The organism is Bacillus sp. J33 (assembly GCF_000518885.1).
GTDB lineage: Bacteria > Bacillota > Bacilli > Bacillales > Cytobacillaceae > Cytobacillus.
The window spans coordinates 74,591-87,986 of sequence record NZ_JAEL01000003.1; the positions used below are offsets into that span (position 1 = coordinate 74,591).

At 42.0% G+C, this 13,396-nt stretch carries 16 protein-coding genes and 7 tRNA genes; 22 read left to right on the forward strand and 1 reads right to left on the reverse strand.

The window, feature by feature from the left end:
* The first annotated feature begins 71 nt into the window (after positions 1 to 71).
* The 14 genes from acpS to L634_RS0100435 all read left to right on the forward strand — a co-directional run bounded on the left by acpS (position 72) and on the right by L634_RS0100435 (position 11,729).
* On the forward strand, positions 72 to 425 hold the full coding sequence (acpS, locus tag L634_RS0100365; protein WP_026580732.1) for a holo-ACP synthase: 354 nt from the start codon (positions 72 to 74) through the stop codon (positions 423 to 425).
* Positions 426 to 783: 358 nt separating this feature from the next.
* Positions 784 to 1,797 carry a LolA family protein gene (locus L634_RS0100370; protein ID WP_026580733.1) on the forward strand — a complete coding sequence of 338 codons (1,014 nt, stop codon included), beginning with the start codon at positions 784 to 786 and terminating at the stop codon, positions 1,795 to 1,797.
* Positions 1,798 to 2,030: 233 nt separating this feature from the next.
* Complete coding sequence (alr, locus tag L634_RS0100375; RefSeq protein WP_026580734.1) at positions 2,031 to 3,188, forward strand: alanine racemase; 1,158 nt, start codon at positions 2,031 to 2,033, stop codon at positions 3,186 to 3,188.
* A gap of 254 nt (positions 3,189 to 3,442) precedes the next feature.
* Positions 3,443 to 3,724 carry a CopG family ribbon-helix-helix protein gene (locus L634_RS0100385; RefSeq protein ID WP_026580736.1) on the forward strand — a complete coding sequence of 94 codons (282 nt, stop codon included), beginning with the start codon at positions 3,443 to 3,445 and terminating at the stop codon, positions 3,722 to 3,724.
* 4 nt (positions 3,725 to 3,728) lie between these two features.
* Entirely contained in the window at positions 3,729 to 4,079 is a 351-nt protein-coding gene (ndoA, locus tag L634_RS0100390; protein WP_009336311.1) for a type II toxin-antitoxin system endoribonuclease NdoA, read from the forward strand.
* Positions 4,080 to 4,474: 395 nt separating this feature from the next.
* A complete protein-coding gene (locus L634_RS0100395; RefSeq protein ID WP_026580737.1) occupies positions 4,475 to 5,308 on the forward strand; it encodes an RsbT co-antagonist protein RsbRA in 834 nt (277 codons plus the stop codon).
* Positions 5,309 to 5,310: 2 nt separating this feature from the next.
* A complete protein-coding gene (locus L634_RS0100400; protein WP_026041667.1) occupies positions 5,311 to 5,667 on the forward strand; it encodes an STAS domain-containing protein in 357 nt (118 codons plus the stop codon).
* Positions 5,668 to 5,671: 4 nt separating this feature from the next.
* Positions 5,672 to 6,073, forward strand: coding sequence for an anti-sigma regulatory factor (locus L634_RS0100405; RefSeq protein WP_026580738.1), 402 nt, complete (start codon positions 5,672 to 5,674; stop codon positions 6,071 to 6,073).
* An 11-nt stretch (positions 6,074 to 6,084) separates the two neighbouring features.
* The gene (locus L634_RS0100410; RefSeq protein ID WP_026580739.1) at positions 6,085 to 7,095 is read left to right on the forward strand and encodes a PP2C family protein-serine/threonine phosphatase; all 1,011 of its coding nucleotides are present in this window, start codon (positions 6,085 to 6,087) and stop codon (positions 7,093 to 7,095) included.
* Between the two features lie 60 nt (positions 7,096 to 7,155).
* Positions 7,156 to 7,488, forward strand: a complete 333-nt coding sequence (locus tag L634_RS0100415) for an anti-sigma factor antagonist (RefSeq protein WP_026580740.1) — start codon at positions 7,156 to 7,158, stop codon at positions 7,486 to 7,488.
* Entirely contained in the window at positions 7,485 to 7,958 is a 474-nt protein-coding gene (rsbW, locus tag L634_RS0100420) for an anti-sigma B factor RsbW (protein ID WP_026580741.1), read from the forward strand. The genes L634_RS0100415 and rsbW overlap by 4 nt, the downstream gene beginning before the upstream one ends.
* Positions 7,936 to 8,730, forward strand: coding sequence for an RNA polymerase sigma factor SigB (sigB, locus tag L634_RS0100425; protein WP_026580742.1), 795 nt, complete (start codon positions 7,936 to 7,938; stop codon positions 8,728 to 8,730). Before rsbW ends, sigB begins: the two co-directional genes overlap by 23 nt.
* Positions 8,727 to 9,323 (forward strand): PP2C family serine/threonine-protein phosphatase, encoded by a 597-nt coding sequence (locus L634_RS0100430; protein WP_026580743.1) that lies wholly within the window; start codon positions 8,727 to 8,729, stop codon positions 9,321 to 9,323. The genes sigB and L634_RS0100430 overlap by 4 nt, the downstream gene beginning before the upstream one ends.
* A gap of 222 nt (positions 9,324 to 9,545) precedes the next feature.
* Entirely contained in the window at positions 9,546 to 11,729 is a 2,184-nt protein-coding gene (locus L634_RS0100435) for a Tex family protein (protein WP_198029662.1), read from the forward strand.
* Between the two features lie 136 nt (positions 11,730 to 11,865).
* Here L634_RS0100435 and cmpA read toward each other — a convergent pair whose 3' ends face one another.
* The gene (gene cmpA / locus L634_RS32370; RefSeq protein ID WP_009336300.1) at positions 11,866 to 11,979 is read right to left on the reverse strand and encodes a cortex morphogenetic protein CmpA; all 114 of its coding nucleotides are present in this window, start codon (positions 11,977 to 11,979) and stop codon (positions 11,866 to 11,868) included.
* 158 nt (positions 11,980 to 12,137) lie between these two features.
* Between cmpA and L634_RS0100445 the strand changes: the two genes are divergently transcribed.
* From L634_RS0100445 to L634_RS0100480, 8 genes are all read left to right on the forward strand, one after another.
* On the forward strand, positions 12,138 to 12,611 hold the full coding sequence (locus L634_RS0100445) for a SprT family protein (RefSeq protein WP_026580745.1): 474 nt from the start codon (positions 12,138 to 12,140) through the stop codon (positions 12,609 to 12,611).
* A gap of 154 nt (positions 12,612 to 12,765) precedes the next feature.
* Positions 12,766 to 12,840, forward strand: a tRNA-Asn gene (locus L634_RS0100450).
* A gap of 5 nt (positions 12,841 to 12,845) precedes the next feature.
* Positions 12,846 to 12,936: transfer RNA gene (locus tag L634_RS0100455), tRNA-Ser, on the forward strand.
* Positions 12,937 to 12,951: 15 nt separating this feature from the next.
* A tRNA-Glu gene (locus tag L634_RS0100460) sits at positions 12,952 to 13,023 on the forward strand.
* 35 nt (positions 13,024 to 13,058) lie between these two features.
* Positions 13,059 to 13,134, forward strand: a tRNA-Asp gene (locus L634_RS0100465).
* Positions 13,135 to 13,140: 6 nt separating this feature from the next.
* Positions 13,141 to 13,215, forward strand: a tRNA-Gln gene (locus L634_RS0100470).
* 10 nt (positions 13,216 to 13,225) lie between these two features.
* A tRNA-Lys gene (locus L634_RS0100475) sits at positions 13,226 to 13,301 on the forward strand.
* Between the two features lie 10 nt (positions 13,302 to 13,311).
* Positions 13,312 to 13,396: transfer RNA gene (locus L634_RS0100480), tRNA-Leu, on the forward strand.

The window sequence follows — 13,396 nt, forward strand, 5'->3', positions numbered from 1 at the left end:
ACCATATACTTGCCTGAGCTTCTACTGTATTCTTTATGCAATGAAAAAAATAAATAGAAGGAAGATGAGAAATGATTTCGGGAATTGGGATTGATATAGCGGATCTTGAACGAATCCGCAAAATTACAGACAGGCAGGAACGATTTCCAGAGAGAATACTGACCTCCCGGGAGATGGCTTTTTATATGGATTTGCCAGAGAAAAGGCGTACTGAATATCTCGCCGGAAGATTTGCCGCAAAAGAGGCCTTTGCTAAAGCAGTTGGAACCGGGATTGGCGAAAAACTGTCTTTTCAAGATATCGAAATTGAAAAGGATGAACGGGGAAAGCCTTTTATTTCGAAGCCTTTCAAAAAAGGAGTCCATCTTTCCATCTCCCACAGCAGGGAATATGCTGTTGCGCAGGTAGTGGTTGAAGAAGTTTAACCTTACCCTGTTGGGATTGGCTTAAAGCTTTGTGCTGATTTGGGATCTTGCTGAGGGGAGAAGGCGTGAGCTCCTCGAAATGCATTCGTATTTTTTCGTGTGAGCTTATAGAGGCCCCTTATTCTATGGCCAGCGGGAAGAGCGTTGCCTACGGCGATCTCCGAGGCGCCTTATACCCTGAAAAGCGTCAGAGGAGCGAAAGTAAACAACCAATTTTAACAGAGCCAAGAAATTCAAAAAGCTTGTCATTCCTCCTAGCATATTCCCTTAGGTTGTCTCATATATTCATAGTGCGATAGGAGAGACAGGCCAAATAGATTGGCCAATCTCACTGAAATGAGACAAAGGGGCTGAAGGAATGAAGAAAAAGTTGTTAATGCTGCTTGCCGGCCTAATGGTTGTTTTTGCATTGTCTGCCTGTGGTTCTAAATCACAAGAAGATGTTGTAAAAGAGCTTGGCAATAAGCTGGAGGACATTAAAGGGTATAAGGCAGAGGCTAAAATGACCCTGCAGATGGGCACTGACCCGCAGACTTATGATATTGAAGTATGGCACAAGGAACCTGATTTTTATCGGGTAAATCTAAAAAATGCCCAAAAAGACCAAAGCCAGATGATTCTGCGAAACGCTGATGGTGTATTTGTCCTCACTCCTGCGCTGAACAAAAGCTTCCGCTTCCAGAGTGATTGGCCGCAGAACAGCAGCCAGGCTTATTTGTATGAATCCTTAGTCAAGGATATTGTGGAGGATAAAGAAGCTAAGTTCTCAGCTACAAAAGATCATTATGTCTTTGAAACAAAGACAAGGTATCAAAATAATCAGATGCTTCCTGTTCAGGAAATCACGCTGAAGAAGTCTGATTTGTCCCCTGTCAGCGTGAAGGTTATGGATCCGGATAAAAATGCACTTGTAACTGTTGAGTTTTCCAATGTAAAGTTTAATGCAAGCTTTGATAAAAAAGACTTTGATATGCAGAAGAACATGACTGGCGCCCAGCTGGAAGTGCCGGTAATGGCCGAAGTGGAAGAGCAGGAGTTTTCGGTTAAATATCCTCAGATTGAAGTGGATGGGGTAAAGCTGGTCGAAGAGAAGGAAATTAAAACAGAAGGCGGCAAGCGGGTTGTATTAACCTATGATGGAGAGAAGTCCTTCACTCTTGTCCAGGAAAAAGCAACTGTGATGCCAGCTTCATCCTCTGTAACTTCAGTCAACGGGGAACCGGTTGATCTTGGATTCACAATTGGAGCACTATCGGACAACACCATTTCCTGGACCTATCAGGGAGTCGACTTTATGATTGCTTCCAATGATTTATCTCCAGAAGAAATGAGTATGATCGCCCGTTCCGTACAAGGTGATATGGTTAAATAACTAATTCTTGTTAACAGGCCCCTAAAAAGGGCCTGTTTTATTTGTGTTGAATATGAGAGAATTTATAGGTCTTTTGCAAATGTCACTAGCTTTAAATCAGGGTTTGGTGCAAATACGAAGCAAGAGGACTATCAGGGGATTAGCCAAATAATTCATTTGACAAATCCTCCTGGGGAGTTTGATAATCGACTTGTACAGAATTATGGCATTGGCTAAAGGACGTGAAGACATCAATGGTTGAACAGATAAAAATGTATAGGGATACTTGGGCAGAGATAAATCTTGATCATATCTCATATAATGTAGAGTCAATGAAAAAACATGTTAGCGAAGGCACAATGGTTATTGCTGTTGTGAAAGCAAATGGATATGGCCATGGAGATAAAGCTGTAGCTGAGACAGCACTTAAAGCAGGCGCTTCTGGCTTGGCGGTTGCCACACTTGATGAGGCAATGGCTCTGAGAAAGAAAAAAATAGAAGCACCCATTTTGGTAATGGGGGCAAGCCGTCCGGAAAATGCCGGTGATGCAGCAAAAGAGAATATTGCATTAACTGTTTTTCAAGAAGAATGGCTTGCAGCCGCGGCAGGTTATATTGAAAGCGGAGATGTACTGAATATTCATTTGAAGCTGGATACGGGGATGGGGCGCCTTGGCATCCGCACCCGGGATGAGCTGGCTGGAATTGAGAGCGCTATCAAAGGGGACAAGCGTTTTCTGATTGAAGGGGTATTTACTCATTTTGCCACAGCTGACTCATTAGATAATTCTTATTTTAAACAGCAGTTTAGCCGGTTTGAGGAAATGGTGAGCTGGATGGAGAAGGTTCCAAAATACGTTCATTCAAGCAATAGCGCTGCAGGTCTGAGGTTTCCTGAGGCACATTTAAATGCTGTCAGAATGGGAATAAGTATGTACGGGCTCGCTCCTTCAATTGAAATGAAGCCAGATCTTCCTTTTCCGCTGAAAGAGGCTTTTTCCCTCCATACAAAAATTGTCCATGTCAAAAAGCTTCATAAAGGTGAAAAGGTCAGCTATGGGGCTACTTATGAGGCAAGCGGAGATGAGTGGATTGCGACCTTGCCGATTGGTTATGCTGATGGCTGGATCCGGAAGCTTCAGGGGCAGGAAGTTCTTGTCGGGGGATTAAGGGTGCCGATTGTTGGCAGAATATGCATGGATCAATGTATGATTAAGCTTCCTCATGAGGTGCCTGTTGGAACACAGGTTACTTTGATTGGCGACCAGGATGGAGCCAGTATTCCTGTCGATGAAATCGCCAGAAAACTTGAAACCATCAACTATGAAATTACCTGTATGGTATCTTCGCGTGTTCCGCGCATATATAAAAGAGATGGCCAAATTATGGGGGGAGTCAATTATCTGCTATAATAAAATTAATGCCTATTCAAAAAATGCGGGAGTTCAAAACTTCAATAAGCTCACAAGGAATGTTTTGGAAGCTTAATCACATGAGTGAAAGCGGCGTTTTTGGGGGTGTACTGAAAAACATGCATAAAAGCCTATTTTTTTGGCCGATAATACAGAAGAATTCAAGAACCCCCTTTGCATTGGGCGTTATTAATGGTAATATTGAAAATGGTAGATATAAAAATGGTGTGTAGTGATGGTGGAGGTGTATGTTTGTGTCTGAGTCCAGCACAACAACAGAGATAATGGTAAAATTACCGCAACATCTTTTAACCGAGTTAGACGGATATGCAAAGCAGGAAAACGTTAACCGGAGCGAATTCATTTATCAAGCAACCAAAATGTATTTGCGCGAGCGCAAAAAGAGACAAATTCGCGAATCCATGAGACGAGGCTATATGGAGATGGCGAAAATAAATTTGACGATTGCATCTGAAGCATTTCAAGCGGAATATGAGGCAGAACACACAGTTGAACGTCTAGTAAGCGGAGGATAATCCTTTGATTGTCAAACGTGGTGACGTTTATTTTGCAGACCTATCCCCAGTTGTTGGTTCTGAACAAGGCGGCGTCCGTCCAGTGCTTGTCATCCAAAACGACATCGGGAATCGGTTTAGTCCCACAGTAATTGTTGCAGCAATCACGGCTCAAATTCAAAAAGCTAAGCTGCCTACTCACGTTGAAATTGATGCGAAGCGTTATGGTTTTGAAAGGGATTCGGTCATCTTATTAGAACAGATTCGTACAATTGATAAACAACGCTTAACCGATAAAATAACCCATCTCGATGACGAAATGATGGAAAAAGTGGATGAAGCTGTGCAGATTAGCTTAGGCCTCATCGAATTTTAACAAAAACGCTCTTCTAAGGGCGTTTTTTTTTATGCAAGTAAGGTTTACTTCTGTTGAAAAAGGGTATAAAAGAAAGTCATGTAAAGTATTTTAGGGTATAAAAGCGCCCAATTAAACGGGAAAACAAATCCAATATATTCTACGCTGTCTAAAATCCTCCTGTTAATTTTATTTAATGTATGGGAAGAGGTTTTTATAAGAAATTGTCGAATTAGCAAGGGACAGCCATGCATAATTTGGGAGTCATATATATATCATTTGACTGACAATAGCTGTTATCATTAAATATATGTATATACAGCACTTTGACTGATTTTTTACAAATTTTTGATTGCTATACAATAAAGGGATTTGGAAGGCTCATAATAGACATAAGATAATATAGGGAGGAACAGATGAATTCCACAATTTTAAATTATATACAAAATAATAAAGATTCCATCTTCCATGACTGGATGCAAGCCACAAAGGAAAATGCGGATGATCGAGTGACCAAGGTGGTTTCCGACCAGGTATTTGTTGGGACGAGCCGGGAGTTTATTGATCTGATCATTTCAAGTATAAAAAGTTCGAATGAAGAATTCACTTCAAAGCTAAGCGATTTTTCAGAGAAAATTGTCCGCCTGGGCTGGCCTCTCAGCTTTGTGACAAGGGGGCTCCAAACATTTAGCAAAATTGTCTTTGAAGGTATGCAAGATGCGGGAATTGTGACAAATGAAAACCAATTGAAAACTATATATGATTTTGACAGCTGGATGACTCCGATGGTAAATGAAGTCGTAAACATGTATTCAACGACATGGGAAAGAACAGTCTCTTTGCAAAAGATTGCCCTGCAGGAACTTTCGGCTCCGCTGATTCCTGTTTTTGAAGGAATTACAGTCATGCCGCTTGTTGGTACCATCGATACAGAACGGGCTAAGCAGATTATGGAAAATCTTTTGCATGGAGTTGTTAAGCACCGTTCTGAAGTGGTTCTCATTGATATTACGGGTGTACCGGTCGTCGACACGATGGTTGCCCATCATATTATCCAGGCTGCTGATGCGGTAAGGCTGGTAGGAGCAAAGTGCATGCTGGTTGGCATTCGTCCGGAAATTGCCCAAACGATTGTGAACCTTGGAATTGATTTAAATCAGTTTACTACAAAAAATACACTTAAAAAGGGAGTTGAAGCGGCTCTTGCATTAACAAGCCGCAAAATTGTGAATGTGGAGGGAGCGGAGTGAGAGTGAGAATTCCGATTTTAAAGTTGAACGATTGTTTGTTAGTCTCCATCCAATGGGAATTAGATGACCAGACAGCACTTCAATTTCAGGAGGATTTACTTCATAAAATCCATGAAACAAGTGCAAATGGAGTCGTGATCGATTTAACATCCATTGACTTTATTGATTCATTCATCGCTAAAGTTTTAGGCGACGTAATAAATATGTCCAAACTGATGGGTGCAAAAGTAGTCATTACCGGTATACAGCCTGCCGTAGCTATTACGCTGATTGAGTTAGGTATTGGGTTAGATGATGTCCTTACTGCATTAGATCTAGAAAAAGGTTTGGAGAAATTACAACAGGAATTGGGGGAGTAACTGTATGGAAAACCAATCCTGCGTGAAAATCATAAACGAATGGGACATCGTTGCAGCCCGCCAGCTTGGGCGGAATGTTGCTAAAGAACTTGGTTTTGGTACAGTTGACCAGGCCAGAATCACTACAGCCATTAGTGAACTTGCCCGGAATATCTATTTATACGCCGGACAAGGACAGATCTGTATAGAAAAAATATATGACGGCGGAAAAGCGGGATTGCGTATAGTTGCAGTAGACAGCGGCCCTGGAATAAATGATTTACGCCAAGTAATGGAAGATGGATTTTCCACATCGGGGGGATTAGGAGCTGGCCTGCCAGGTGTGAAGCGGTTAATGGATGAGTTCTTAATTGACTCTAATCCTGGAACCGGAACAGATATAAAAGCAACTAAGTGGCTCCGTTAGGGGGAAGCGGTATGGATTTCCGAGAAATGATGGAGTCAAAGTATCGGGATATTCTTGAGAATTATATTAAGGATCAATCTGAACAGGCTTTGTATCAGGGCCAGAAGTTCAGCAGGAAGTCGATTGAGCACAAAATCTCGCCTGAAGAGATTATCAGCGTTCATAAAAATCTGATGGGTGAACTGTATCCGGACTTGCCTGAGTATGTTCACCATTCTTTTGATATCCTTCTTGAAGTCATGATAGGTTATGGGTTTGCCTATCGGGAGCATCAGAACCTGAAGCATATCCAGCAGGAACTGAGAACGGAAATGGAAATAGCCGCTAATGTACAGCAAACCCTGCTGGGAACGCAGGTTCCTTCTGTTGAAGGGCTGGACATTGGCGCAATTAGTGTTCCTGCCAAACATATGAACGGTGATTATTTCCATTTTGTTCAGGATGAAAACGGCAGCATCAGCATTGCAATAGCTGACGTGATCGGGAAAGGCCTTCCGGCAGCCTTATGTATGTCCATGATCAAGTATGCTATGGACAGTTTGCCAGAAAACCGCAATGATCCTAAAAGTGTCCTCGAGAGCCTTAATAGGGTTGTCGAGCAAAATGTAGATTTGACTATGTTCATTACCATGTTCTATGGGATATATGATACAAATACACATATGTTCTCTTACGGTTCAGCTGGGCATGAACCGGGGCTCTTTTATAATGCCAAAAAAGGTGAATTTGCCGAGCTAGTCGCAAAAGGACTGCTTCTGGGCATCGATAAAAGAACAAAATACCGCCAGTACGAAAAAGGAGTAAATCCCGGAGATATGATTATATTAATGTCAGATGGGGTAACTGAATGCCGTACTGAAGAAGGATTTATAGAAAAAGAGTCATTGCTTGAATTAATCAAGAAATATATTCATTTAAATGCACAGGAAATTGTTAATAGCGTATACAAAGAACTCGAAAAACTTCAGCATTTTCAATTGCGAGACGATTTTACCTTAATTATTTTAAAAAGAAATGTTTAACTGGTTTAGGCAGCGGGTAAGTAATAAAAAGCAGTTGACATGTAAAGAGGTGGGTCAGTTATGAATATTACAATAGATGTAAAAGAAAATGATATGCTAATTGAAGCAATGGTTAGCGGAGAAATTGATGCATATACAGCTCCTAAACTTCGTGAAGAACTTTTTCCTTTAACGGAAAAAGAAGGGGTGGAAATGGTTGTAAATCTATCTGAAGTCTCTTATATGGATAGTACCGGCTTAGGTGTGTTTGTTGGTGTATTTAAAAATGTCCGTGCCAATAACGGCAAGTTTAAGATTGTAGGTTTGTCGGATCGCTTAAAGAGACTTTTTGAAATTACAGGCCTAGCCGATATTATCGATATAAACAGCGAGATTGAAGGTGGAATACAATGAACGAACCATTTGATTATATAGAGGTGAAGATCCCGGCTAAACCTGAATTTGTTGGGGTAATCCGCCTGACTCTATCAGGGATTGCCAGCAGAATGGGTTTTGCCTACGAAGAAATTGAGGATTTAAAAATTGCTACCAGCGAAGCTTGCACCAATGCAGTCCAACACGCATACAAGCAGAATGAGCAAGGTGAAGTTGTCATCGGATTCGGTTTATATAATGACCGTCTAGAAGTAATGGTTGCAGACAGCGGCAAGAGTTTTGATTTCCAATCTGCGAGACAAGGCATTGGGCCGTATGACCAGACTGATTCTGTGGAATTTCTGCGTGAAGGAGGCTTAGGTCTGTACCTGATTGAAACATTGATGGATGAAGTGAGAATTCATCACAAAGAGGGTGTTACGGTCTTTATGACCAAATACCTAGAGGGAGAGCAGGTGGAGAGGGATGCAAAAACAATCTCAACCTAATCAAAAAACAAAAGAAGAGACAAATGCTTTAATCAAGGCATATCAGCTCCACCGAGATGAAGAAGCCCAAAATGAGCTGGTCCTTCAATATCAGAATCTGGTCGAAGCTATTGCCCGCAAGTATTCAAAGGGCAGGTCCTATCATGAAGATATCGTCCAAGTCGGCATTATTGGATTATTGGGAGCAATCCGCCGCTATGATGAATCATACGGGAAAACATTTGAGGCCTTTGCTGTTCCTACGATTATCGGTGAAATTAAACGCTTTTTAAGAGATAAGACTTGGAGTGTTCATGTGCCTCGCCGAATAAAAGAGCTTGGGCCAAAAATAAAAGCAACTGTCGAAGAGCTTACAACTGAACTTCATCGCTCTCCACGGGTTGATGAAATTGCAGATGTACTTGGAGTATCAGAAGAAGAAGTTCTGGAAGCAATGGAAATGGGCAAAAGCTATCAAGCGCTGTCAGTTGACCACTCCATTGAGGCTGATTCTGATGGCGGAACCGTAACATTGCTTGATATCGTCGGGAATGAGGACGAGGGTTATGAAAAAGTAAATCAAATGCTTGTACTTGAAAAAGTGCTGCATGTTTTATCTGAAAGAGAAAAAATGATAATCCAATATACGTATCTTGAAAATATGAGCCAGAAAGAAGCAGGAGATAAGCTGGGGATTTCCCAAATGCATGTCTCGAGGCTTCAAAGGCGTGCGATCAAAAAGCTTCAGGAAGCTATCCATTCTGAAACAAATAATTCGGAGTGCCTTTCATGACCAAATTGGTTAGGGACAACATCGAAGTGATCGCTCACCAAACGGCTAAAGAGGGAAAGTCTTTCTGTGGAGATGGCTATTATTTCACCGCGACTGATGAATACTTTGTATGTGTACTTGCGGACGGCCTGGGGAGCGGGGAATTTGCGTATGAAGCTTCTTCAGCCGTTATAGCGGTTGTAGAAGAGCACCATGAGAAAGATGTTGATACACTCATGAAGCTTTGCAATGAGGTTCTTGTACAAAAAAGAGGAGCGGCAGTTGCGCTGTTTAAAGTGCATTTTACCACCAGAGAGTTTGTTTACAGCTGTGTAGGAAATATAAGATTTTTCCTTTACTCCTCAACGGGCAAGCTAACCTACCCGTTGCCTGTGACAGGCTACCTGTCAGGGAGGCCGCAGGTGTTCCACACTCAACGGTTTACCTATGAAGCTGATTCAAAATTCTTGCTATACTCAGATGGCTTAAATATTCAAGGGGTTAAATCTTTACTTAAAGCATTTCTGCCTATTGAACTTATCTCTGAAGATATTAAGAAGCAATACCCATCCACATCAGATGATGCTACTTTTATACTTGGAAGCTTACTCTAAAAACAGGGTAAGCTTTTTTGTCTGTTTAACAGTTTGCCGATCAGGAATTAACAACAGCTTTCATTCTAGGGTGATTTGAAACGATGTTAAGGAGAAAGGCTGGAAAGATTTTCAGAAAACATGTATAACGGAGCTTCTTTTTAATCAAATGGATTGCTATGGCAAATGTGAAACTTTAGGGTGGTTTTGTTAAAATGGAAGATGACACTCTATGATGGAGGAATGAACTTGGAGAAATTACTGGATAAACAAGATGAAGTGCTAAACCTGATTGCAGGGGAGCTATCAATTGCAGTTAAACAAGTGAAAAATACGATAAACTTGCTGGAGGAAGGGAATACAGTCCCATTTATTGCCCGATACAGAAAGGAACAGACCGGAGCTTTAGACGAGGTTCAAATCCGCGATATCATGGAGCGATGGCAATACATACAAAACCTTAATCATCGGAAAGAAGAGGTTGTCCGCTTAATTGCAGAGCAGGGCAAATTAACGGAAGAATTAAAGTCCAGGATTGAACAAGCGGTGAAATTGCAGGAAGTAGAGGATCTATACCGCCCTTACAAGCAAAAACGCCGTACAAAGGCGACTGTGGCAAAAGAGAAAGGGCTGGAGCCTCTTGCCGATTGGCTGCTTACCTTTCCGCTTAATGAAAAACCCGAAGTAAAAGCAGAAGAATTTTTGTCAGAGGAAAAGGGTGTAAATACAATTGAAGAGGCAATTGCGGGTGCAAAGGATATTATCGCTGAATGGATTTCGGATGAAGCTGACAGCAGAAAATGGATCCGTACAGAAACAGCCAGAAAAGGAACGATTGAAGCGTCAGTTAAAAACAAAGAAAACGACGAAAAAGGCGTTTATGAAATGTATTATGAATACGAGGAGCCGATCGGCAAAATTGTTCCTCACCGGACGCTTGCGTTAAATCGCGGTGAAAAAGAGGAAATATTAAAGGTGAATATTAAGCCGGATACAGACTTCATTTTAAACTACCTTAATAAAAAGTGGGTGAAGGATGGCCGTTCTCTTGCTGCCCCAATTGTAAAAGAAGCAATTGAGGATGGATACAAGCGATTGATACAGCCTTCCATTGAGCGCGAAATTCGCAATGAATTAACAGAAAAGGCTGAAGAACAGGCAATTATGATCTTCTCTGAAAACCTAAGAAAATTATTGCTGCAGCCTCCATTGAAAGGGAAAGTAGTGCTGGGTGTTGACCCTGCCTACAGAACAGGATGCAAGCTGGCTGTTGTTGATGAAACAGGAAAAGTGCTGAAAATCGAGGTTATATATCCGCACCCCCCTGTGTCGAAAACCAAACAGGCAAGAGAGAAAGTTACTCAAATACTAAATTCCTTCAAAGTAGAAATGGTCGCAATCGGCAATGGTACAGCTTCAAGAGAAACAGAACAATTTATTGCGGATATTTTAAAAGATATGAAAGATGATATCTTCTATTTAATTGTTAATGAAGCAGGAGCAAGTGTTTACTCGGCCTCTGACTTGGCAAGGGAGGAATTCCCTGATCTGCAGGTGGAAGAGAGAAGTGCCGTATCGATCGCACGCCGCCTTCAAGATCCGCTTGCTGAACTTGTGAAAATTGATCCCAAATCTGTTGGAGTTGGGCAATACCAGCATGATGTATCTCAAAAGAGGCTGACCGAGTCGCTGGCCTTTGTCGTCGAAACTGCGGTTAACCAGGTAGGTGTTAATGTCAATACAGCATCGTCCTCATTGCTTCAGCATGTTGCAGGACTTTCAAAAACGGTTGCCAATAATATAGTGAGAAAGCGAGAGGAAGAAGGGAAGTTCGCTGATCGGAAGCAATTAAAAAAAATTCCGCGCCTAGGAGCGAAAACTTATGAGCAGGCCATAGGATTTTTAAGAGTGGTTGATGGTAAAGAACCTCTGGACCGGACCGGGATTCACCCGGAAACATATGCAGAAGTAAACAAGCTGCTGGCAAATCTGGGTTATAAGACAAGTGACCTTGGGTCTCGGGAGTTAAGAGTTGCTTTATCCGGATTGGACATTAAGCAAACCGCACAGGAACTTGAAATTGGCGAGCTTACTCTAAAGGACATTATTGATGCATTAATGAGGCCTGAAAGGGACCCGCGTGACGAACTGCCTAAGCCGCTATTAAAAAAAGAAGTTTTAAAGCTTGAAGATTTGCAAGAGGGAATGGAGCTTCAAGGGACAGTGCGAAATGTAGTAGACTTCGGGGCATTTGTCGATATTGGGGTCAAGCAAGACGGCCTTGTTCATATCTCCAAACTTAGCCGCCAATTTGTAAAGCATCCATTGGATGTGGTTTCAGTAGGAGATGTAGTTACAGTCTGGGTTGACTCTGTTGATAAACAGAAGGGAAGAGTCGCTCTCACAATGCTAGATCCATCAAGTTAAAGGGAAAAACACTGCTTATATTGTCTAGCTGCAGCGCCTAGCTCCTCGAGTCATAAGCCAAATCACTTCAGAAATCAGGACTTCTTGCGTGATTCGTCTTATGCTTGTCGGAGCTGAACAAGGCGCTTCCGCTTTTCTATGAGCAGTGTTTTTTTCTATAAAAAAACCAGCATTGATTCAAAAGTTTAATTTGATAACGATCCTTTTCATAAAATGCACGTTGAATTTGGTTTTGGAACCAAACAGGCATACAAATTACCTCCCGTGTGTTAGGTTCTATTTTTAGGATGTTCATGAAATCCATAGGCCAAAGAAATAGTATGAGATCCGAAAAATGAACATAAAAGGTATATATAATGTATGCTATAATAGGTTGTCATGTTTACAATAAAAGGGGAAGACATTGCGATGAATGACAAAGATCTTCAAAATCTTGTTGAAACGGTATCTTTAGAAAGCTTCGGCAAACCATTCCTCCATCAGGCCTACTTTAATGCCAGGCTTAGAACAACTGGCGGAAGGTATATGTTAAGCTCACATCATATAGAAATAAATAAGAAATACTTTGAGCAATTAGGAATGGATGAACTGATTGGAATCATCAAGCATGAGCTTTGCCACTATCATTTGCATTTGGAGGGCAGAGGGTATAAGCATCGTGACCAGGATTTTAGACTGTTATTAAAGAAGGTCGGAGCACCAAGATTTTGTTCTTCTTTGCCTGATCGGCCAATGAGAAGTCAATCCAAAAAGGTTCTTATTTACGCTTGTAAAGAATGCAATCAAATATACCGGAGAAGAAGAGCTGTTGATACAAAGAGGTATGTTTGCGGAAAATGCAAGGGGAAATTAGTGTTAGAAAAAGAGTTGACAAAGGACTAAAAAGGCTTTATATTTAGTAATTGTCGCAGGACAAAATCAAGAAATGCGGCTATGAAATCTTTTCAAAAACAAGCTTGACTTTTAAAGTCCAGGTTCTTATAATGTAAAGAGTCGATAAGATGTTATATGCGAGATCGACCTAATAAATTATCATTCCGCAGTAGCTCAGTGGTAGAGCATTCGGCTGTTAACCGAACGGTCGCAGGTTCGAATCCTGCCTGCGGAGCCATATTTGGGGAAGTACTCAAGTGGCTGAAGAGGCGCCCCTGCTAAGGGTGTAGGTCGCGTAAGCGGCGCGAGGGTTCAAATCCCTCCTTCTCCGCCAGAAAATTCTCAAAATGGCCCGTTGGTCAAGTGGTTAAGACACCGCCCTTTCACGGCGGTAACACGGGTTCGAATCCCGTACGGGTCACTTTCTTTTTTTATTTTATGGGCTTTTTAACATAAGGTCCCGTGGTGTAGCGGTTAACATGCCTGCCTGTCACGCAGGAGATCGCGGGTTCGATTCCCGTCGGGACCGCCATTTTGTTGGGCTATAGCCAAGCGGTAAGGCACCGGACTTTGACTCCGTCATTCGCAGGTTCGAATCCTGCTAGCCCAGCCATTTTATATACGAGCCATTAGCTCAGTCGGTAGAGCATCTGACTTTTAATCAGAGGGTCGAAGGTTCGAGTCCTTCATGGCTCACCATTTTCATATTGCGGGTGTGGCGGAATTGGCAGACGCACCAGACTTAGGATCTGGCGCCGCAAGGCGTGGGGGTTCGACTCCCTTCACCCGCACCA